General features: G+C 71.9%; 15 protein-coding genes. 12 read left to right on the plus strand and 3 right to left on the minus strand.

Features of this window, described 5'->3' with window-relative positions; translation table 11 throughout:
* The first annotated feature begins 309 nt into the window (after nt 1-309).
* From R2J75_RS09085 to R2J75_RS09140, 12 genes are all read left to right on the plus strand, one after another.
* Entirely contained in the window at nt 310-966 is a 657-nt protein-coding gene (locus R2J75_RS09085) for a redox-sensing transcriptional repressor Rex (RefSeq protein WP_243332387.1), read from the plus strand.
* On the plus strand, nt 944-1423 hold the full coding sequence (gene nuoE / locus R2J75_RS09090) for an NADH-quinone oxidoreductase subunit NuoE (protein WP_316411529.1): 480 nt from the start codon (nt 944-946) through the stop codon (nt 1421-1423). Before R2J75_RS09085 ends, nuoE begins: the two co-directional genes overlap by 23 nt.
* Entirely contained in the window at nt 1416-4658 is a 3243-nt protein-coding gene (locus R2J75_RS09095) for an NADH-ubiquinone oxidoreductase-F iron-sulfur binding region domain-containing protein (RefSeq protein WP_316411530.1), read from the plus strand. Before nuoE ends, R2J75_RS09095 begins: the two co-directional genes overlap by 8 nt.
* Nucleotides 4659-4670: 12 nt before the next feature.
* Nucleotides 4671-6392, plus strand: coding sequence for an NADH-dependent [FeFe] hydrogenase, group A6 (locus tag R2J75_RS09100; protein WP_243332393.1), 1722 nt, complete (start codon nt 4671-4673; stop codon nt 6390-6392).
* An 8-nt stretch (nt 6393-6400) separates the two neighbouring features.
* Nucleotides 6401-6814, plus strand: coding sequence for a response regulator transcription factor (locus R2J75_RS09105; protein WP_243332395.1), 414 nt, complete (start codon nt 6401-6403; stop codon nt 6812-6814).
* A gap of 57 nt (nt 6815-6871) precedes the next feature.
* A complete protein-coding gene (locus tag R2J75_RS09110; RefSeq protein WP_243332397.1) occupies nt 6872-8920 on the plus strand; it encodes a [Fe-Fe] hydrogenase large subunit C-terminal domain-containing protein in 2049 nt (682 codons plus the stop codon).
* Between the two features lies 1 nt (nt 8921).
* On the plus strand, nt 8922-10052 hold the full coding sequence (locus tag R2J75_RS09115) for a sensor histidine kinase (RefSeq protein WP_243332399.1): 1131 nt from the start codon (nt 8922-8924) through the stop codon (nt 10050-10052).
* Nucleotides 10053-10137: 85 nt separating this feature from the next.
* Nucleotides 10138-12516, plus strand: a complete 2379-nt coding sequence (locus tag R2J75_RS09120) for an NHL repeat-containing protein (protein ID WP_243346646.1) — start codon at nt 10138-10140, stop codon at nt 12514-12516.
* Nucleotides 12517-12532: 16 nt separating this feature from the next.
* Nucleotides 12533-14782 (plus strand): ABC transporter substrate-binding protein, encoded by a 2250-nt coding sequence (locus tag R2J75_RS09125; protein WP_243332403.1) that lies wholly within the window; start codon nt 12533-12535, stop codon nt 14780-14782.
* Nucleotides 14783-14887: 105 nt separating this feature from the next.
* Nucleotides 14888-15640, plus strand: coding sequence for a hydrogenase nickel incorporation protein HypB (gene hypB, locus R2J75_RS09130; RefSeq protein ID WP_243332404.1), 753 nt, complete (start codon nt 14888-14890; stop codon nt 15638-15640).
* Between the two features lie 3 nt (nt 15641-15643).
* Complete coding sequence (gene hypF / locus R2J75_RS09135; protein ID WP_316411531.1) at nt 15644-17878, plus strand: carbamoyltransferase HypF; 2235 nt, start codon at nt 15644-15646, stop codon at nt 17876-17878.
* Between the two features lie 278 nt (nt 17879-18156).
* Nucleotides 18157-18984, plus strand: a complete 828-nt coding sequence (locus R2J75_RS09140; RefSeq protein ID WP_243332409.1) for a flagellin — start codon at nt 18157-18159, stop codon at nt 18982-18984.
* Nucleotides 18985-19041: 57 nt separating this feature from the next.
* On the opposite strand, the gene R2J75_RS09145 is transcribed toward R2J75_RS09140, so the two are convergent.
* The 3 genes from R2J75_RS09145 to R2J75_RS09155 are packed head-to-tail and all read right to left on the minus strand — an operon-like array spanning nt 19042 to nt 22249.
* On the minus strand, nt 19042-19926 hold the full coding sequence (locus R2J75_RS09145) for a DMT family transporter (protein WP_243332411.1): 885 nt from the start codon (nt 19924-19926) through the stop codon (nt 19042-19044).
* Nucleotides 19923-21569 carry an MFS transporter gene (locus R2J75_RS09150; protein ID WP_316411532.1) on the minus strand — a complete coding sequence of 549 codons (1647 nt, stop codon included), beginning with the start codon at nt 21567-21569 and terminating at the stop codon, nt 19923-19925. Before R2J75_RS09150 ends, R2J75_RS09145 begins: the two co-directional genes overlap by 4 nt.
* Nucleotides 21566-22249: a polyphenol oxidase family protein gene (locus R2J75_RS09155; protein WP_243332415.1), complete on the minus strand. Its 684-nt coding sequence runs from the start codon at nt 22247-22249 to the stop codon at nt 21566-21568. Before R2J75_RS09155 ends, R2J75_RS09150 begins: the two co-directional genes overlap by 4 nt.
* Nucleotides 22250-22289 lie beyond the last annotated feature (40 nt).

The raw sequence follows: 22289 nt of genomic DNA on the forward strand, positions 1-22289 counted from the left end.
CGGCCCTTTCGATGGGCCCGGCCGGCGGCATGGGAGGGCGGATGGGAAACCCATTCGGCCTTCCGCTCGGGGTGTGCCTCGCGGTCGGGGGGGGTGGGGGTAACGACCGGCCGCGGAACGGATCCCGCGGCCCGACCCCTCCAGGTTCAGGGCGGCGGCGGGGGGCGTCAACCCATCGGTGACAAATTTAATGACCTTTAGGTCGTCTATTGTGATCCCCGTCACCCAAAAGAAAAAGGGCTCCGAAACCCCGGGGCGTAAAATAGTCGTAACAAAATGTAACGCTGTTCAAAATTTCACGGACTGACCATGAAGCCCATTTCGGATAAGGTCATCGGCCGCCTCGCCCGCTATCGCACCCTCCTCACGGAGCAGGTGCCGGAGGGGCGCACCCACCTCTTCTCCTACGAGATCGCCGCGGCGATGCGCCTGGCGGACTCCCAGGTCCGGCGCGACCTCATGGCCGTGGGCACGCGGGGGGTCCCCCAGCACGGCTACGAGATCGAGGCCCTCAAGGCCAGGCTGGACGACGCCCTCGCCCTGGACCGGGCCCACGGGGTCGCGGTGGTGGGGGCGGGGGACCTGGGCCGCGCCCTCATCGCCTTCCTGGAGGCCCGCCGGACCACCCTGGCCATCCGGGCGGCCTTCGACGTGGACCCCGCCAAGGTGAACCGCGTGTTCTCGGGCGTGAAGTGCCACGCCATGGCCGACCTGGAGAAGGTCGTCGCCGCGGAGGGCATCACCCTGGCCATCCTCTGCGTGCCCGCGGCGGCGGCCCAGCCCGCGGCGGACGCCCTGGTCCACGCCGGGATCCGCGGCGTCCTCAATTTCGCCCCCGTGGCCCTGCGCCTCCCGGTGCAGGTCGCCCTGGAGGAGCTCGTGATCACCACCTACCTGGAGAAGCTCGCCTACTTCACCACCCACCCAGCCAAGGAGCGCCGGAATGGCCGACATGACGCGCGTTGAATCCATCCTCGAGGGACATCCCGCCGCAGGGCGGGACCACCTCATCCCGATCCTCCAGGAGATCCAGGAAGCCGAGGGCTACCTTTCCCGGGAGGCCATCACCCGGGTGGGCGAGGCCCTCCATCTCCCGGCCAGCAAGATCTTCGGGGTGGCCACCTTCTACAACATGTTCCGGTTCCAGCCCAAGGGCGTCCACCACGTCATGGTCTGCCGGGGCACGGCCTGCCACGTGAAGGGCAGCAAGCGGGTCCTGGACCAGGTGACCCGGACCCTGCGCATCGAGCCGGGCCAGACCACCCGCGACGGGCAGTTCAGCCTGGAGGTGGTCGCCTGCATGGGGGCCTGCGGCCTCGCCCCCGTGGTCAACATCAACGGCCAGTTCCACGCCAAGGCCACTCCCCTGAAGCTGCAGCGTATCCTCGACGCCTGCCGGGAACAGGAGCTCAGCCATGTCTAGCCCGACCTCCCACGCCTGCTGGTCACCGGCCCCGCGGCCGGGTTCCGCCCTCCTGGGGGCCCTCCAGGACGGTCCCTTCCGGGGCCTGGAAGGCGAGGCCCTGGACGGGCTTCTCGCCGCCCTCCGCCGGGAGCGGGTCGAGCGCCCCGTGATCTTCGTGGGGGCCGGCACCTGCGGCCTCGGCGCCGGCGCGGACAAGACCCTCGCCCAGGTGAAGGCCTGGTGCGAGGCGACGGGCCGCGACGCGGAGATCCGGGAGGTCGGCTGCATCGGCCTCTGCTCCGAGGAGCCCATGGTCGACGTGCAGCTGCCGGGCCGGGCCCGCATCTCCTTCGCCGCGGTCACCGCCGACCGGGTCGACGAAGTCCTGGAGGGGGTGTTCCAGGGCCGGCCCGACGTGGAGCGGGCCCTGGGCCAGTTCCCGGCCGAGGGGCAGGAAGCGTGGCCGGGGGTCCGGCCCATGGCCGAGCACCCCTTCCTGGCGCGGCAGAAGCGCTGGGTCCTGGCGAACTCGGGGCTGATCGACTTCACCTCCATCGACGAGTACATCGCCCGGGGCGGCTACGACGCCCTCCACGCCACCCTCACGGGCCGGACCCGCCAGGAGGTGGTGGACGAGGTGCTGGCCTCGGGCCTGCGCGGCCGGGGCGGGGGCGGGTTCCCCACCGGGCGCAAGTGGAAGATGGCCCTGGACGCCCAGAGCGACCAGAAGTACATGATCTGCAACGCGGACGAGGGCGACCCCGGCGCGTTCATGGACCGGGCGGTCTGCGAGAGCGATCCCCACCGGCTCCTGGAGGGCATGATCACGGGCTGCTACGCCATCGGCGCCTCCAAGGCCTACATCTACATCCGGGCCGAGTACCCCCTGGCCATCCGCAACCTGAAGCTGGCCATGGCCCAGGCCCGGGCGTACGGCCTCCTGGGCGAGAACATCCTCGGCAGCGGCTTCAGCCTCGACATCGTCCTCAAGATGGGCGCCGGGGCCTTCGTGTGCGGCGAGGAGACCGCCCTCATGCACTCCATCGAGGGCCGGCGGGGCATGCCGCGGCCCCGGCCGCCGTACCCGATCCAGTCCGGGCTCTTCGGGAAACCGACGGTGATCAACAACGTGGAGACGTTCGCCAACATCCCCACCGTCATGCAGCTGGGCGGCGCCGGGTTCGCGGCCACGGGCACCGAGGGCAGCAAGGGCACCAAGGTTTTCGCCCTCTCGGGCATGGTGCGCCGCACGGGCCTGGTGGAGGTGCCCATGGGCACCGCCATCCGGGACGTGGTCTTCGCGGTGGGCGGCGGCATCCCCAACGGCAAGAAGTGCAAGGCCGTGCAGATCGGCGGGCCTTCCGGGGGCTGCATCCCCGAGCCGCACCTGGACCTGCCCTGCGACTACGAGGCCCTGAAATCCTTCGGGGCCATCATGGGCTCCGGCGGCCTCGTGGTCATGGACGAGAACACGTGCATGGTCGACCTGGCCAAGTTCTTCATGGAGTTCATCCAGTCCGAGAGCTGCGGCAAGTGCATCCCCTGCCGGGAAGGCACGAAGCAGATGCTGGACATCCTCAAGGCCATCACCCAGAACCGGCGCAGCGAGGAAGGGCTCGACGCCCTCCTGCGCGTGCGGGGCGTGATGGTCCTCAAGGAACTGGGGGAGGCCATCCGGACCTCGAGCCTCTGCGGCCTCGGCCAGACGGCTCCCAATCCGGTGCTCAGCACCCTCAAATGGTTCCGGGAGGAGTACGAGGCCCACATCTACGAGCGGCGCTGCCCCGCGGGGGCCTGCCGCGAGCTGGTGGGCGCGCCCTGCCAGTCGGGCTGCCCTGTCGGGACCGAGGTCTGGAAGTACGTGGCCCACGTGGCCCTGGGCGAGTACGAGGACGCCTACGGGGCGATCCGCGCGGCCAACCCCTTCCCGTCGGTGTGCGCCCGGGTCTGCAACCATCCCTGCGAGTCCAGCTGCCGCTGCGGCACCACGGGCGGCGATCCCATCGCCATCCGCCACCTGAAGCGCTTCGTGGTGGACCGGGTGGACCCGGCCACCTTCAAGGGCGGCGCCCGGCCCCAGCGCCCCGGCGCCCCGCGGGTGGCGGTCGTCGGCGCGGGCCCCGCCGGCCTCACGGCGGCCCATGCCCTGGGCATGAAGGGCTACCCGGTCACCGTGTTCGAGCGGGAGCACAAGGCGGGCGGCATGCTGGTGGCCGGGATCCCGGCCTACCGGCTCCCCCGGGAGGTGCTGGAGCGGGAGATCGACAGCCTCATCAACGAGAACGTGCGGATGGAGTTCGGCAAGGCCCTGGGCCGCGACTTCACCATCCAGAGCCTCAAGGAGGAGGGCTACCAGGCCGTGTACCTGGCCCTGGGCTCCCACCAGAGCAAGCGCCTGGGCCTTCCCGGCGACGAGGTGGAGGGGATCGTCCCCGGCATCGCGTTCCTCAAGGCCTGGAACCTGCACGGCAGGGCCCTCGGCAGGGGCCGGGTGGGGGTGATCGGCGGCGGCAACAGCGCCCTGGACGCCGCCCGGGTCGCGCTCCGCCAGGAGGGCGTCGAGGAGGTGACGATCTTCTACCGCCGCACCCGCAACGAGATGCCGGCCTACCAGGAGGAGATCGAGGCCGCCCTGGACGAGGGCATCCGCGTCGAGACCCTGGTGGCGCCCCTCCAGGTGGTCTCCGCCGGCGGGCGCCTGCGGGGCATCGTCTTCCAGCGCAACGAGCTGGGCGACCGGGACGAGAGCGGGCGCGCCCGCCCCGTGCCGATTCCCGGCAGCGAGTTCACCGCGGAGCTGGACACCCTCGTCGTGGCCATTTCGGAGGAGCCGGAGACGGCGTGCCTGGACGGGTTCCGCCTCAAGAGCTGGGGCGGGGTCGTCACCAACCCCGAATCGGGCCTCACCAGCCAGAAGCGGGTCTACGCCGGGGGCGACGTGGTCACCGGGCCGAGCACCGTCATCGAGGCGGTGGCCGCCGGCAAGAACGCCGCCGTCATGATCGACCGCCAGCTGACCGGGCGCCAGCTCAAGGTGCTGGGCGGGGTGGCCCTGCCCACCGTCTACATCCCGCCCTTCGCGGGCGAGGAGGAGGAGGGGGAGGGCCCGGCCCGGGCCGTGCCGCCCCACCTGCCGCTCGAGATGCGGAGGAAGAACTTCCGGGAGGTGGACCTGTGCCTCTCCGAGGAGCACGCCCTCTGCGAGGCGCGGCGATGCCTGCGCTGCGACGTCGAATTCACCCAGCCCGTCTAGAAGAGGTCCGAGATGCTCACCCTTGAAGCGAACGGCCAGAACCTGGAAGCGAAGAAGGGGGATACGATCCTCCAGGCCCTCAAGCGCGGGGGGATCCACGTCCCCACCCTCTGCCACATGGAGGGTCTCCTGCCCTCGGGCACCTGCCGCATGTGCGTGGTGGAGGTGGAGGGCATGCCGGGGCTCACGCCGGCCTGCTCCTATCCCGCCGCGGACGGCATGAAGATCCGCACCTCCACCCCCGCGGTCCTCCGGACCCGGAAGGCCATCGTGGAACTCCTGCTGGCCAACCACCCCGACGACTGCCTCTACTGCGCCCGCAACGGCAAGTGCGACCTCGCGAGCCTCGCCCGCGAGAACGGCGTGCGCCAGCGGGTCTTCCGCGGCGCGCGCAAGCGGAAGGAGAAGGACATCTCCAGCCCGTCCATCATCCGGGATCCGGAGAAGTGCATCCTCTGCGGCAAGTGCGTCCGGACCTGCGAGGAGATCCAGGGCGTCAGCGCCATCGATTTCGTCAACCGCGGCAGCCGCGCCTTCGTCGGCACCGCCTTCGACGAGGGGATGAACGTCAGCGCCTGCATCAATTGCGGCCAGTGCATCCTGGTCTGCCCCACCGCCGCCCTCACGGAGCGGAGCTACGTGGACGAGGTGCTCCGGCTCCTGGCCGACCCCGGGAAGACCGTGGTCGTCCAGCACGCCCCGGCCGTGTCGGTCTCCATCGCCGAGGAGTTCGGCATCCGGCCCGGCACGGACATCGACGGCCAGATGGTGGCCGCCCTGCGCCGGATCGGGTTCGACCGGGTCTTCGACACCAGCTTCACCGCCGACCTCACCATCATGGAGGAGGGCAGCGAGCTCCTGAAGCGGGTGAAGGAGGGCGGGCCCCTGCCCATGTTCACCAGCTGCAGCCCGGGCTGGATCAAGTTCATGGAGCAGTTCTACCCCGAGCTGCTGCCCAACCTGTCCACCTGCAAGAGCCCCCAGCAGATGATGGGCGCGGTCATCAAGTCCTTCTGGGCGAAGCGGGAGAACCTGGACCCCAAGGACATCGTCAGCGTCTCGATCATGCCCTGCACGGCCAAGAAGTTCGAGTGCAGCCGGCCCGAGATGGGGCGCGACTACGTGCCCGACGTGGACTACGTGCTCACCACCCGCGAGCTGGCCGACCTGCTCCGCATCAAGGGCATCGACCCCGGGACCCTCGATCCCGAGGGCGCCGACTCCCCCTTCGGGGAGCGCTCCAGCGCCGGGAAGCTCTTCGGGGCGTCGGGCGGCGTCATGGAGGCGGCCATCCGGAGCGCCTACTTCCTCCTCACCGGGGACGAGATGAAGGACTACCGGATCCAGGACCTGCGGGGCATGAAGGGCTCCAAGGAGCTCCGGGTCAAGGCGGACGGCGTCGAGCTGGGCGCCGCCGTGGTCTCCAGCCTCGGCCAGGCCCGCAAGCTCATGGAGGAGATCAAGGCCGGCCGCAAGGACCTCCAGTTCGTGGAGGTCATGACCTGCCCCGGCGGCTGCATCAACGGCGGCGGCCAGCCCATCGGCGCCGATCCGGAGGCCGTGAAGGCCCGCATGGCCGCCCTCTACCAGATCGACCGGGAGGATACCCTGAGGGTCAGCCACAAGAACAGCCAGGTCCAGCGCCTCTACCAGGAGTTCCTGGGCGAGCCCCTGGGCCCCCTGAGCCACGAGCTGCTGCACACCCGGTACCAGAAGCGCGACGTGATGAGGTAGGAGCGATCATGAACGAGAAGAAGAACATCCTCGTCGTCGACGACGACATCGACCTGCTCGAGCAGGTGGCCCTCGTCATGGAGGCCGAGGGGCACCGGGTCGTCCGGGCCCAGGGCCAGAAGGAGGGGGAGGAGGCCCTGCTGACCACCATCCCCGACCTGGCCATCCTGGACCTGATGATGGAGAACATGGACAGCGGCTTCGTCCTCTGCCACCACGTCAAGCGCCTCTACCCGGGCACCCCGGTGATCCTCCTCACCGCCGTCAAGGCGGCGACGGGCCTGGACTTCCAGCCCCAGTCGGACGAGGCCGCCAGCTGGGTCAAGGCCGATGTGGTGATGGACAAACCCGTGCGACCCGAGCAGTTGCGGAACGAGTCCCGCCGGCTTCTCGGAATCGCCCCCGCCGTGGCCCGGCACTGATACGATGCAGGTCGACACCCCACACTGGACAGTGAAGGACCCGGGAGGAACCTGGGCATGACGGACATGGACGAGACCCTGAACGGGAACGGGGACACCCCCGGCCCGGTCCGGGGTTTCGTCCGCACCGTCAAGAACCGCTGCCGCATCTGCTACACCTGCGTCCGGACCTGCCCGGCCAAGGCCATCCGCATCACCAAGAGCCAGGCGGAGGTGGTGCCGGAGCGCTGCATCGGGTGCGGCAACTGCATCCGGGTCTGCACCCAGAAGGCCAAGCGCATCGTCTCCACCGTCCACGAGGTGGAGGACCTGCTGGACGGCAGGCAGCGCGTCGCGGCCATGCTGGCCCCCAGCTTCCCGGTGGAATTCCAGGCCGAGATGGACTTCCGGGTCCTGGTGGGCATGTGCCGGAAGCTGGGCTTCGACCTGGTGACGGAGGTGGCCTTCGGGGCGGACCTGGTGGCGGAGCGGTACCGCCAGCAGATGATCCTCAACCCCATGAAGCAGTACATCGCCACCACGTGCCCGGCCATCGTGGGCTTCGTGGAGCGCTACCATCCCGAGCTCATCCCGGGGCTCTCGCCCATCGTCAGTCCCATGGTGGCCATGAGCCGCGTGCTCCGGACGCTCCACCCCGGCATCAAGGTGGTCTTCATCGGGCCCTGCGTGGCCAAGAAGGCCGAGGCCGCCGACCCCGACGCCGCGCTGGGGCCGGACGTGGCCATCACCTTCCGCGAGCTGCGCCACCTGTTCCTGCGCCACGACGTCAAGCCCGAGCGCTGCCAGCCCACCGACTTCGATCCGCCCCACCCCAACCTGGGGAGCCTCTTCCCCCTCACCCGGGGCTTCCTGCAGGCCGCGTCCATCTCCGAGGACCTGGCCGCCAACGACGTGGTGGCCACGGACGGGATCGAGGGCTTCACGGCGGTCCTGGAGGAGTTCGGCGCGGGGACCCTGGACGCGCGGCTGGTGGAGCTCCTCAGCTGCAGCGGGTGCATCGCGGGTCCGGGGCTGTCCACCCAGGAGACGCTCTTCAAGCGGCGGGGCCGGGTGAGCTCGTACAGCCGGTTCCGGGCCTCGACCCTGGACCTGGAGGCCTGGCAGCGGGAGGTGGACCGCTTCCAGAACCTGGACCTGACCCGGACCTACTCCGCCAACGACCAGCGGCTGGAGGAGCTGGAGCCCCCCGAACTCCACGAGATCATGCAGCGCATGGGCAAGTACTCCGAGGCCCATGAGCTGAACTGCGGCGCCTGCGGCTACCGCACCTGCCGGGAGCACGCCCTGGCCATCGGCAAGGGCTTCGCCGAACCGGAGATGTGCCTGCCGTTCGTCATCGACGACAACCTGAACACGATCCGCAAGCTCAGCCAGGCCAACGAGAAGCTCGCCTCGGCCCAGGAGACCCTGATGCACTCCGAGCGGCTGGCCTCCATGGGCCAGCTGGCCGCGGGCGTGGCGCACGAGATCAACAACCCCCTCGGGGTGGTGCTGATGTACACCCACCTGCTCCTGGACGAGTGCGCGTCGGGATCGCCCCTCCGCTCCGACCTGCAGATGATCGCGGACCAGGCCGACCGCTGCAAACGCATCGTGGCGGGCCTCCTGGACTTCGCCCGGCAGAACAAGGTGGCCCACAACCTCACCGACATCCGGGAGGTGGTGCAGGCCTCCCTGGCGAACCTGCCCGTGCCGCCGGGGGTCACGGTGGAGGTCTCCCACGCGTCCGGCAGTCCCATGGCGGAGCTGGACCGGGACCAGCTCATCCAGGTGTTCGTGAACCTGGTCGGCAACGCCTTCGACGCCATGCCCAACGGGGGGCGCCTCCAGATCCGGACCCGGGCCGACGCCCAGTGGCTGGTCATCGAGGTGAAGGACAACGGCACCGGGATCCCCCGCGAGAACCAGAACAAGATGTTCGAGCCCTTCTTCACCACCAAGCCCATGGGCAAGGGCACCGGGCTGGGCCTGCCGGTCGTCTACGGCATCGTGAAGCTCCACCGGGGCGACATCAGCGTCGATTCCAACACGGATCCCATGGCGGGCCCGCGGGGGACGACGTTCACCGTGAAGCTGCCCCGCATGGCCCAGCGGGCGGGAGTGTGACATGAGAGAGACCCTGCACCTGCTGGTGGTGGACGACGAGCTGGGGATGCGGACCTCCATCGAGCGGGCCCTGCGGAGCTACACCACGTCCTTCGAGGACATCGAGGCGGAGGTGGACTTCCGCATCTCCCTGGCCGAGAGCGGGGAGGCCGCCCTGGACCTGGCCGCGGCCGATCCGCCCCAGATCATCCTGCTGGACTACAAGCTGCCCGGGATCTCCGGCCTCGACGTGCTCCAGACCCTGGCGGACCGCAAGTGCGAGGCGCTGATCGTCATGATCACCGCCTACGCCAGCCTCGAGACGGCGGTCCAGGCCACGAAGATCGGGGCCTTCGACTTCCTGGCCAAGCCCTTCACCCCCATCGAGGTGAAGGCGGCCATCCACAAGACGGCCAAGCATTTCATGATCCAGGCCCAGGCCCGGAAGCTGGCTGGCGAACGCCGGCAGATCCGCTTCGAGTTCCTGCGGGTCCTGGCCCACGAGCTGAAGAGTCCCCTGGCCGCGGTGGAGGGGAACCTGCGCATCCTGCGGGACCACGCCGCGGGGGAGGACCTGGCCGCCTACGATCACCTCGCGGATCGGTCAATCGTCCGCCTGGAGGGCATGCGCAAGCTCATCCTCGACCTCCTGGACCTCACCCGCCTGGAATCGGGCCAGAAGCAGCGGGAGCTGGCCGAGGTGGACCTCTGCGCCTCGGCCCTCCAGAGCCTGGAGACGCACCAGACCCTGGCCGCCGAGAAGGGCGTGACCCTCCTGTTCGTGCCGCCGGGCCCGGTGCTCCTGCAGGCGGACCCCGGCGAACTGGAGATGATGTTCAACAACCTGGTGTCCAACGCCGTGAAATACAACCGCGAAGGGGGCTCGGTGACGGTGGAGGTGGAGGACGGCGAGGCCGAGGTGGCCGTGCGCGTCCACGACACGGGCATCGGCATCTCGCAGGAGGACCAGGCCCGGCTCTTCGGGGAGTTCAGCCGCATCAAGAACGAGAAGACCCGCAACATCCTGGGATCGGGCCTCGGGCTGTCCATCCTCAAGCGCCTCGCGGCCCTCTACGGGGGGCGGGTGCGCGTGGAGAGCGAACCGGACCGGGGCTCCACGTTCACGGTGGTCCTGAAGAAGGGCGGGGCCTGACCCCGGGGAACCCAACGCTCGTCCGGAAGCACTGAAGGGCGGCGGCGCCAACGCGGCCGGCCGCCCTTTCCCGAAGGATGCCACGTTGACTTTCCCCATGCTCCGCTTCGCGCGGCCCGCCCTGGCCGTGCTCACCGTCCTGCCCGCCCACGCGGGCATCACCGTTTCCATCGGGGCGCCCACCTTCGACGTGGAGGCCGGGGCCACGCTCCAGCTCCTGGCCCACGTGGCGGGGAGCGCGGATCCGCGGGTGACCTGGCGCGTGGTGGACCGGGAGGCCCGCCTCAGCGCGGAGGGGCGCTTCGGGGCCCCGCCCCAGGTGACCGGGGTGGAGCGGTTCGTCATCCGCGCCACGAGCGTGGCCGACCCCCGGGCCCAGGCCGAGGTCACCGTGCGGGTCCATCCGGCAGGGACCCTTCCCCTGGCCGTTTCCCGGCCCAGCCGCAAGCGCAAGGCGGAGGAGCCCCTGGCCCCGTCGCCCTCCCGGCGCCTCTCGCCCGGGGAGGCGGCGGACCTGGAGGCCCGGATCCAGGCCGCCGGCATCGGCGACTGGGAGACCGTCCTGGCGCTGACCAAGGCCGTAGGTCTGCTCGGTGATACCTGGGAGCTGAAGGGGCGCCCCTTCCTGGACCAGGAGACGGGGCGGCCGTACCTGGACGCGCCCGTGGTGACCCTGCGCGAGGACGAGGCCCCGGAGATCCTCGTGGGCTACGGGGTCCCCGTCCATCCGGACCTGCCCCTGGATGCCCTCACCGCCACCGGCGTGCTCGTGACCCTCCGGGAGGGGGACGCCTGGACCCGCCAGGACGCCGGCGACTGGGATCCGGCGGCCTCCCTCGGAAGCCCGTCGGCCCTGGGGGCGCATGCGTTCACCGCGGCCGAGGGCGAAGCCTGGGTGGAGGTCCTGAAGGGGGACGCCCGCGAGGGCTGGAGCCGGGTGGTGCAGCACCAGCGCCTCCGGGTGCGGGGGCTCCTGCCCTGGCTGGGTTCCGACGACGAGGCCGGCAGCGTGGACGGGCAGGGGGCCCTCGCCCGCTTCCAGCAGCCGGCGGGCATGGTGGCCTTCCACCAGGAGGGCCAGCGCATCGTCCTCGTGGCCGATGCCGCCGCCCATGTGATCCGTCGGGTGGACGCCGCGGGGGCGGTCACCACCCTCCTGGGCGCGCCGGGGGAGCCGGGCCGGGTGGATGGCCAGGGGGGCACGGCCCGCCTGAACGCACCCACCTTCCTCGTTCACCGGCCCGCGTCCTGGGCCGCCGCCGAGGACACGCGCCTGGGCCGCCCGGGGATCCTGGTGGCGGACACGGGCAACCACGCCCTGCGACTCGTGGACGCGGAGGGCCGGATGGCGACCCTCGCCGGCGGCGACCGGGGCTTCGCCGACGGGGAGCTGGCGGAGGCCCGGTTCGACACCCCCCGGGGCCTCGTGGCCCTGCCGGACGGCACCGTCTTCGTGGCGGACGCGGGCAATCACCGGATCCGGCGCATCGATCCGGCGGGCCGGGTGAGCACGCTGGCGGGAACGGGGGTCCGGGGTCACCAGGACGGGGCCGCCGCCGAGGCGACCTTCACGGACCTCAAAGGCCTCGCAGCCTGGGGCGATCGCCTGATCGTGGCCGATGGGTCCACCCTGCGCCTGGTGGAACCCTCGGGGCAGGTCCGCACCGTCCTGGGCCAGCCCGGCGACGCCACCCATTGGTGCGACCAGGGCACCGAGGCGCGCTTGGCCGATCCCTGGGCGGTGGTCCCCGTGCCGGGCGGCCTCCTGGTGACGGATCCGGTGAACCGGGTGGTCTACCGGGTGGACATCGAAGTGCCGGTCGTGCCCTTCCTGAACCTCGGGGCGCCCGTGGAGGTGCATCCCATCTTCACCTTGATGGTGGCCTGCGGGGATCCCGAATGGACCCGGACCCGGCCCGGTCTCCCCTTCCCGGTGGGCGGCTTCCCGGACCTGACCTTCGCCGCCGTGGCGGAGCCCCGGGCCCTGTGCAGCCTGGGGGACGGGGATCACCTCGTCGCCACGGGGCCCGCCATCGCCCGACTCCAGGCCCTGGAGGGGGGGCTGGTGATCCGCCCCTGGGCGCCCCTGGATCCGGAGGCGGCCGGGGTGCTGGCCGGCGGGGTCCGGCCCGGCCTGCCCATCGATCTGTGGGTCACCTCGGACCGGCGGCCGGGAGACCCCGACGCCGAGGATCCGTGCTTGATCCGCTTCGAGGTGCTCGACCTGGCCGGGGACCTCGGGGCCCCGCCTGCGGCCTCGGGCCTGGGCCGCCTGGAGGCGCCGGGGGCCGTGCGCCTGCGGGTCCCCGCCCTGGCGCCGGGCGCGTATGCCCTGCGCTTCCGCACCGTGTCCCGCGCCGGCTGGGTGAATGTGGCCGACTTCGCCCTGAATGTGCAGCCCGCGGAAGGGCCGGACCCCGCGAGGCCCGACGAACCCGCCGGCCCGGCTATAGTGGAGGATTGACCTCCCTGCCTGCCCCGTGCCCCTGCGTTTCCCCCTTTCCCGCCTGCTGAGGCTCGTCGGCCTCCTGGCCATGGCCTGCCTGGCCCTGGGCGCGGTCCAGGCGGAGCCCGAGCAGGTGACCCTTCAGCTCAAGTGGCATCACCAGTTCCAGTTCGCGGGCTACTACGCCGCGGAGGACCAGGGCTACTACAAGGAGGCGGGCCTCCAAGTGAATATCCGGGAGGCCGAGCCTGGGCTGGATGTCACCCAGGAGGTGACCTCGGGCCGGGCCCAGTACGGCGTCGGGACCAGCGCCCTCCTCCTCGCCCGCTACCACGGCGCGCCGGTGGTGGTGCTGGCGGCGATCTTCCAGCATTCGCCCGCGGTCTTCCTGGCCAAGGGGGGCATGGGCATCGCGACCGTGCACGACCTCGCCGGCCGGCGCGTGATGCTGGAGGACGGGGCCGACGAACTGCGGGCCTACCTCCGGAAGGAGGGGATGTCCGAACGGTCCCTCGTCCTGGTCAAGCACACCTTCGATCCCGCGGACCTCCTCAAGGGCCAGGTGGCCTGCATGAGCGCGTACGACACGGATGAGCCCTACTTCCTGGACCAGGCGGGCCAGGACTACCTCACCTTCAGCCCCCGCATGGGGGGCATCGACTTCTACGGGGACAACCTGTTCACCAGCGAGGCGGAGCTCAAGGCCCATCCCGCCCGGGTCAAGGCCTTCCGCGAGGCGAGCCTGCGCGGGTGGAAGTACGCCATGGCCCATCCCGAGGAGGTGGCGGACCTGATCATCCGCCGCTACGGGCCGCGCCGGGGCAAGGACTACATCCGCTTCGAGGCCCGGCGCATGGTTCCGCTCATCCAGCCGAACCTCGTGGACATCGGCTACATGTACGAGGGCCGGTGGCAGCATGTGGCGGACGTGTACGAGGACCTGGGCCTCCTCCCGGACGGCTACGACTTCTCGGCCTTCGTGTACGACCCGGAGGCCGCCGCCTCCCGGGCCCGCCAGAAGCGCTTCATCCTGGGCTTCGGGGCCATGGCCGCCCTGGGCCTCGCGCTGGGGGGCCTCGCCCTCGTCTTCTACCGCCTCAATGTCCGGCTCCGCCTCGAGATCGCCTCCCGCCTCCGCGCCGAGGAGGACATGCGCCAGGAACACGCCAAGCAGCGCGAACTCCAGGACCAGCTCCAGCAGTCCCAGAAGATGCAGAGCCTCGGCAGCCTGGCGGGAGGGGTCGCCCACGACATGAACAACGTGCTGGGCGCCATCCTGGGCATGGCCAGCTCCCAGCTGGAGCAGCACCCGGAGGGCTCCCCGGCCCGCCGGGCCTTCACGACCATCATCAAGGCGGCGGAGCGGGGCGGGGGCATGGTCCGGGGCCTGCTGGACTTCGCCCGCAAGAGCCCGGCCCAGGCCCGGGACTTCAGCCTGAACGTGGTGATGCGGGAGGAGGTGCTCCTGCTGGAGCGCACCACCCTCGCCCGGGTGCGCCTGGACCTGGACCTGGATCCCGACCTGCGCACCCTGCGAGGCGATCCGGGCGCCCTCAGCCACGCCATCATGAACCTGTGCGTCAACGCCGTGGACGCCATGCCCGAGGGGGGCGTCCTGACCCTCCGCACGCGGAACCTGGAGGATGGCCGCGTCGAGGCCCAGGTCGAGGACACGGGCACCGGCATGCCGCCCGAGGTGCTGGCCCGGGCCCTGGATCCCTTCTTCACCACCAAGGCCGAAGGGCGGGGGACGGGGCTGGGCCTGTCCATGGTGTACAGCACCGTCACGGCCCACCAGGGGGAACTCCACCTCGACAGCGCGCCGGGGCGCGGCACCCGGGTGAGCCTGCGCTTCCCGGCCCTGGGGACGGCCCCCCGGCGCGAGGCCGGGGCCGAACCCTGGACGGCCCCGCCCCCGGTCCGCCCCCTCCGCGTCCTGGTGGCCGACGACGATCCCCTGGTCCGGGAATCCATCCAATCCGTGCTCGAGGTCCTCGGGCACCGGGCCGAGGCCTTTCCCACCGGGGAGGAACTGCTGGACCGCCTCGCCGACCTCCCGGACGTGGACCTGGTGATCCTGGACCTGAACATGCCCGGCCTGGGCGGGCCGGGGACCCTGCCGCGCCTGCGCGCCCTGCGGCCGGACCTGCCCGTGTTCCTGGTCACCGGCCGGGCGGATGGCGAGGCCCAGGCCCTGGTGGACGGGTACCCGGGCGTGATCCTGCTGGGCAAGCCCTTTTCCCTGAAGGAACTGGACGACCGGCTCATCCGCACCTTCGCGTAGCCCGCGCCCCGGCCCGCCACCCCCCCTGGACATCCTGTATTGGCATCGGCCCCCGAATGCGGTAGGTTCCTCCCCAGGCGGCCGCGGGCGGCCTGGGGAGGGACCATGTGCACCACGTGTGGATGCGGCGGCGGCGGCGCCACGATCGGCGGCAAGCCCCACAGCCATGAGCACGCCCATGCGCCGGTTCGCCCTGGCGCGCGGCGGCGGGTGGTGTCCCTCGAACAGGACCTCCTGGCCAAGAACAACGCCCTGGCCGCGGAGAACCGCGCCGCGTTCCGGGCCCGGGGCCAGTTCGTGCTCAACCTGGTCAGCAGCCCCGGCTCCGGCAAGACCACCCTCCTGGTGGAGACCATCCGGCGCCTGGGGGGGCAGGTGGCCGTGGCCGTCATCGAGGGGGACCAGCAGACCCGCCATGACGCCGACCGGATCCAGGCCGCCGGCGCCCCCGCGGTCCAGATCAACACGGGCAAGGGATGCCACCTGGACGCCCACATGGTCGGCCATGCCGCCGAGGACCTGGCCGCGCCCGACGGGGCGGTGATCTTCGTGGAGAACGTGGGGAACCTCGTGTGCCCGGCCGGCTTCGACCTGGGGGAGGCCCACAAGGTGGTGATCCTCTCGGTGACCGAGGGCGAGGACAAGCCCTTCAAATACCCCGACATGTTCGCGGCCGCCGACCTGCTGCTCGTCAACAAGGTGGACCTGCTGCCCCACCTGACCTTCGACGTGGAGCGCTGCGTGGCCAACGCCCTCCAGGTGAACCCCCGCCTGGAGGTCATTCGCCTGTCGGCCACCTCCGGGGAGAACCTGGACGCCTGGATCCGCTGGATCCTCGACCACCGCGCCCGGGCCTGAGGCATGGGCCGCCTGCGCATCCGGGTGGATGGCGTGGTGCAGGGGGTGGGGTTCCGGCCCTTCGTGTACCGCCTCGCCCGTGCCCGGGGCCTGGGCGGCTGGGTCCTGAACCGGCCCGAGGGCGTCCTCCTGGAGGTGGAGGGACCCGACGCGGACCTGGACGGGTTCCGGACGGCCCTGACGGTGGAGGCGCCGGCGCCGGCCCGCATCCGCGCGCTCACCTGGGAGCCCCTGCCGGAGACGGGGGAGCGGACCTTCGCCATCCGGGAGAGCGAGGCGGGGGGGCTTGCCCGGCCCTCCGTGCCACCGGACCTCGCCACCTGCCCCGACTGCCTGCGGGAGCTGGCGGACCCCGCGGACCGCCGGTACCAGTATCCGTTCATCAACTGCACGTACTGCGGGCCCCGGTTCACCCTCATCGCGGCGCTGCCCTACGACCGGCCCCTCACCTCCATGAAGGACTTCCCCCTCTGCCCGGCCTGCGCCCGGGAGTACGAGGATCCCCTGGACCGGCGTTTCCACGCCCAGCCCGTAGCCTGCCCCGTCTGTGGTCCGCGGGTGGTCCTGCTGGATCCGGCCGGGGCGCCCCTGGGCGGGCTGGCGGAGGCCGCCCGCCTCCTGGCGGCCGGCGGCATCCTGGCCCTCAAGGGCCTCGGGGGCTTCCAGCTCCTGGTGGACGCCGCCTCGGCGGCGGCGGTGGCCGCCCTGCGCCGGCGCAAGCACCGGGAGGAGAAGCCCTTCGCCGTCCTGTACCCCTCCCTGGAGGCGGCCGCGGCCGACACGCGGATCGGTCCGGCCGAGGCGGCCCTCCTGGCCTCGCCCCAGGCCCCCATCGTCCTGGTGGAGAAGCGGGAGGCGCCGGGGGTCGCCGAAGGGGTGGCCCCGGGGAACCCCCGCCTTGGCGTCTTCCTGGCCACCACGCCCCTCCATCGCCTGCTGCTGGACCGGGTGGGCCGGCCCCTGGTGTGCACATCGGGCAACCTATCGGACGAGCCCATGGCCATCGCCGAAGCCGAGGCCCTGGACCGCCTGGGCGGCATCGCGGACGCCTTCCTGGTGCACGACCGGCCCATCCTCCGCCCCGTGGATGACAGCGTCGTGCGGCTGGATCCCCACGGGCCCACCCTCCTGCGCCGGGCCCGGGGCTACGCCCCCCAGGCCCACCCCGTGCCCGGGGGGGACCCCCCCGTCCTGGCCCTGGGGGCCCACCAGAAGAACACCCTCTGCCTCCTGGACCGGGGCCAGGCCCTCGTCAGCCAGCACCTGGGCGACCTGCATACCGCCGAGGGCGCGGCCCTGCTAGCGCGGACGGCCGAGGACCTCCTGGCCTTCTTCCGGGTGGAACCGGCCCGGGTGGCCTGCGACCTGCATCCCGATTACGCCTCCTCACGCCTGGCCGAGCGTCTTTCTGCCCAATGGGGGGTGCCCCTGGTCCGGGTCCAGCACCACCACGCCCACGTGGCGGCCGTGGCGGCCGAGGCCGGTCTGGCCGGACCCCTCGGGGGCCTGGCCTGGGACGGCGCCGGCCTGGGGCCGGACGGCACGATCTGGGGCGGGGAGGCCCTGCGCCTGGCCGGGACCGGCTTCACCCGGGCCGCCTGGCTCCGCCCCTTCCCCCTGCCCGGGGGGGACCGGGCCGCGCGGGAACCCGCCCGGGCCGCCCTGGGCCTCCTGTGGGCGGTGCGGGGGGATCTGGAGGCCGGGCAGGGGTGGGTGGCCCCCGAGGCGGCCGAGGTGATCCGGGGGGCCCTGGCCAGCCGGCTGAACACCCCCCTCACGTCCAGCGTGGGGCGGCTCTTCGATGCGGTGGCCGCCATGACGGGCATCCGGGCGCACCGGGGCTACGAAGGCCAGGCGGCCATGGCCCTGGAGTACGCCGCCCTGCGTTCCAGCGACACCGGCACCTACCCGTGGGCCTTCCGGGACCGGGACGGCCTGGAGGCCGATCCGGGGCCCCTGGTGGAGGCCCTCCTGGCCGACCGGGCCCGGGGCCTGGCCCCGGAGGCCTGCGCCCGCCGGTTCCACCAGGCCCTCGCGGACCTGGCCCTGGCCATGGCGGAACGGACGGGGTGCCGGCAGGTCGTGCTCTCCGGCGGCTGCTTCCAGAACGCCCTCCTCACGGCCCTGGTGCGGGCCCGCCTGGCGGCCGCCGGCCTGGAACCGGTCAGCCCCACGGCCTTCCCGCCCCATGATGGCGGCCTTTCCCTGGGCCAGGCCTACCTGGCGGGCCAGGGCTGAGACCCCCGGCCGGAGGGCACGGCGACCGCTCTGGCATCCTTCTTGATTTCATCCTCCGACCAAGCAGGTTTTGCCCTCTTGTTCCCGGAGGTCGTCATGGATCCATCCCTCGCAAGCCCACCCGGCCCCCGCGCCCGGACGCGGGCAGGTCCGAGCCCGCCCCCTGGGGCGGAATCCCCCCCTGGATGCCCCGGCATCCGCGCTCTGTCCGCACCAGGCCGCCCCGGCGGCGGCATCGGACCGTCCGAACCCCACCACTCGTCATTCCGGAGCATCCCATGAGCTCAATCCTCAACAACCTCTCCGCCATCGGGGCCAGCAGGCAGCTCGCGATCACGGGGAACAACCTGCAGCAGGTCATCGAGCGCCTGACCACCGGCAAGCGCATCAACAAGGCGTCCGATGACGCCGCCGGCCTGGCCATCGCCAACAAGCTGGGCGCCGACATCAAGATCGCCGGCCAGGCCCAGCGCAACACCAACGACGGCGTCTCCTACCTGCAGGTGGCCGACGGCGCCCTGGATTCGGTGACCTCCCTCCTGACCCGCGCGAGCCAGCTGGCCCAGCAGGCCCAGACCGGCACGATCAGCGCTTCCAACCGGGCCAACCTGGACGCCGAGTTCCAGAACATCGTCAGCACCCTGATCAACATCGGGACCAACACCAACTTCAACGGCCAGCCCATCTTCAACAGCACGGGCGCCGCCACCCCGGTGACGGTCCAGTCCGGCGACTACGGCACCATCACGGTGACCATCGCCGCCGTGACCAGCAACTCCACCACCGCCCTGGGCATTTCCACGGGCAACAACCTCCTCACCCCCACCGCCGCCTCCACCGTGGCGACGGCCCTCGCCGACGCCCTGGCCTCCGTGTCCACCATGCGGGCCTCCATCGGCGCCGGCGAGCAGGAGCTCAACGCCACCTCCGACATCCTGGGGGTCCAGGTGCAGAACTTCACCGCCGCGGCCAGCCAGATCCAGGACGCCAACATCGCGGATGAAGTGGTGAACCTGACCAAGTTCCAGATCCTCAACCAGTCCGGGACGAGCGCCCTGAGCAAGTCCAACCAGAACGCCCAGCAGGTCCTCGCCCTGCTGCAGTAGCCGCCGCGTCCGCGGCAGGATGGCCGGGGGGGCCGGGACCCCCCCGGCCTTTCCGCGTCAGTCCACGGGGCCCGGCACCGGCGCCTTGCGCAGGTTGTACCAGAGGATGACCGCGAGGATGATGGTCCCGCCGGCCAGGGCCTGGGGCGCGGGGCGCTCCCCGATCCCGAGGAAGACCCAGACGGGGTTGAACACCGCCTCCAGCATGCAGGTGATCAGGGCCGCCGTGGCCGAGAGGTAGCGCATGCCGGCGTTGAAGAGCATGTAGGCCAGGCCCAGCTGGAACGCGCCGAGGTAGAGGAGGACGAGGGCCTCCCGTCCGCCGACGGCGAACCGGGGCGCCACGAAGGGAAGGCACACCGCGGCGGTGAAGAGATTGCCCAGGATGACCATGCCGATGGGGTCGTGGTCCGGCGCCTTCACCCGCTTCCACTTCAGCAGCAGGGAGAACAGGGCCAGCAGGAGGCCCGAGAGCAGCGCGAGGGCGTTGCCCAGCAGCCCCCCCCGCTCCAGGTGGCCGGCGAAGAAGAGGGCCATGCCCCCCACGCAGGCCGCGACCGCCAGGGAATCCCGGGCCTGGAAGGGCTTCCGGAAGACGAGGGGCTCCAGGAACAACAGGTAGATGGGGGCGGCGTACTGCAGGAAGATCGCGTTCGCAGCCGTGGTGAGCTTCGTGGCCGACACGAAGCCGACCAGGACGAAGGCGTAGACCAGGGAGCCCCCGATGGAGAGCGGGTCCCGGGGCAGGGACCAGGGGCGGCCCCGCAGTGTCTGGAACAGGACGATCGCGGCCGCCGCCACCAAGGAGCGGTGGAAGGAGATCTGGAAGGCCGAGAGGGAGAGGACCTTGATGAAGATCCCGCTGGAGCTCCACAGGAGGGAGGCCGCCACCAGCAGGCCCAGGCCCTTGGATTCGGCCGCGAGGGCGGGGTTGCGCGTCATTCGCCCACCCAGCCCTGCCAGACCCGCTGGAGCAGGCTGGAATCCTGGTCCTCCACCACCACCATGTGGCGCGTGGAGGGGCGCCCACCCTCGGCGTGGCGGTAGGCCTCGGCCAGGACGGCCCGGTCCTGGGCCGTGGCGCGGTGATGCTGGCGGAGGTGCTCGCCCATCGTGGAGCTGAGCCAGGTCTCCTGGAGGACGAGGATGCCGTCCTCCCGGCGATCGGGCTCCTCGAAGAGCGCCCAGCGCATGGCCCCGTCCCGCAGGCGCAGGCGGCGGACGGGTTCCATGGCCTTGAGGAAGGCCTCCCGGTGGCCGGGCAGGACCCGGTACTCCGTCTGCACCAGGATGGGGCCGGCCTCCAGGGGGATGGAGGTGGGGGCGTGGGGGGCGTCGTGGTGGGGGCCCAGGTCCACGTCCTGGTCGAAGGCCGTGATGCGGAGCCGGTGCAGGAGGGCCAGGGCGGCCAACATGCCCGCGGCGGAGAGGCCCAGGGCGGTCCGGATCCCCACCTGGACGGCCAGCTCGCCCCAGAAGGCGGCCCCCAGGGCCATGGCCCCGCCCCAGACCGTGTGGTAGGCCCCGAAGGCCCGGGCCTTCACCCAGGGCGGCACGGAGAGCTGGATCGCCGTGTTGACGGTGGAGAGGATCCCCAGCCAGCTCATGCCCGCCAGGAAGAGGCACACCGCCACGGTCGGCGTGTGGGGCACCCGCGCCATCACCCCCTGGGCGGCCGCGGCGAGCACCGAGAAGCCCGCGAGGATGGTGTTGGTGTGGAAGCGCCGGCGCAGGGGCGCCAGGAGGAAGACCGCCGCCACCGCCCCCAGCCCGATGCAGCCCATCAGGGCGCCGAAGGCGCCCGAGCCCAGGCCCAGGCCGTGGATGGCCAGGGTCGGGAGGAGGCTGAAGATCACCCCCGCGAACCAGGAATAGCCCAGGGCGCGGAGGAGGATGATCTGGAAGGGCCGGTCGTGGCGCGCGTAGCGGAAACCCACCTTGAGGGCGCCCAGGAACCGCTCCCCGGGCAGGTCCGACGTGGGCCGCCGCCGGTCCCAGGAACCCAGGACCGCCACCACCGCCAGGAAGGAGGCGGCGTTGAAGGCGAAGGCCCAGCCCGGGCCCATCAGGCCCACCACGAGGCCGCCCAGGGCGGGGCCCGCGGCGCGGCTCACGTTGAAGCCCGCGCTGTTGAGGGCGACGCCGCCGGCCAGGTGCTCCCGGGGGAGCAGCTCGGGCACCACGGCCTGGAAGGCCGGCATGCTCAGGGCCGAGCCCACGCCGATGAGGAAGGAGACCGTCAGCAGCATCCCCGGCGTCACCAGCCCCAGGAAGGTGAGCCCCGACAGGGCCGCGGCGCAGGCCAGCATGAAGAGCTGGGTGACGAGCAGGAGGCGCCGCCGGTCCAGGATGTCCGCCACGGCCCCCGCGGCCAGGCCCAGGATGAGCACCGGCAGCGTCGTGCCGGTCTCGATCAGGGCGATGAGCAGGGGCGAGGAGGTGAGGTGGGCCATCTGCCACTTCTCCCCGACGCTCTGGATCTGCGTCCCGACGTTGGAGGCCATGTTGGCGATCCAGACCATCAGGAAGAGCCGGGATTTCAAGGGATCCAGCAGGTTGGTTCGGACGGCTCCGGGTTCGCTCACCGGCCCAGGATACCATCCGCCGGACCGGGCAGGGCCCCGCCGCCCAGGATGCGGATCCACCCCCACTGCCGCCCCGTGGCGTCCCCGCCCCGGAAGGAATAGAGCAGGTCGCGCTCGCAGAGGGTGCAGCGGGCCACGGACCCGTCCCGGGCCGGATCCAGGCCCAGGTCCAGGGCCTGGGCCCGCAGGAGGCCGTGCAGGTCCAGGTGGGCGCGGCCCCGGGGGCCGGGGGCGGCCAGGGCCTCGCGCCAGGCGGGGTCCCGCCGCGCCTCGGCGATCACCTCGTCCCCCACCTCGAAGTGGCAGGCGAGGATGGCGGGGCCCAGGGCCCAGGCCAGGTCCGCGGGGTCGCCGCCCTGGGCCCGGAACGCGGCCACCCCCTGGCGCAGGATGCCGCCGACGGCGCCGCGCCAGCCCGCGTGGAGAGCCGCCACCCAGGGCCGGCCGCCGGCCAGGCCCGCCAGAAGCACGGGCACGCAATCCGCCACCCGGACGCCGATGGTTCGGCCGGGCTGCCGCGTCCAGACGCCGTCCGCGTCCTGGACCGCCCCGCCGGCCTCCACCACCGCGCACCCATGGACCTGGCGCAGGTCCGGAACGGGCAGGCTGGCCGGGTCGTCCAGGCGGGTGGAAAAGCCCCAGGCGAGGGGGAAGGGCGGGGCGAGGGAGGGCGTGAGCATGGGCGCGTCCGGAGCGCCCATGATATCAGCGCCCGCGGAG

Source organism: Mesoterricola sediminis (genome assembly GCF_030295425.1).
In the GTDB taxonomy this organism is placed as follows: domain Bacteria; phylum Acidobacteriota; class Holophagae; order Holophagales; family Holophagaceae; genus Mesoterricola; species Mesoterricola sediminis.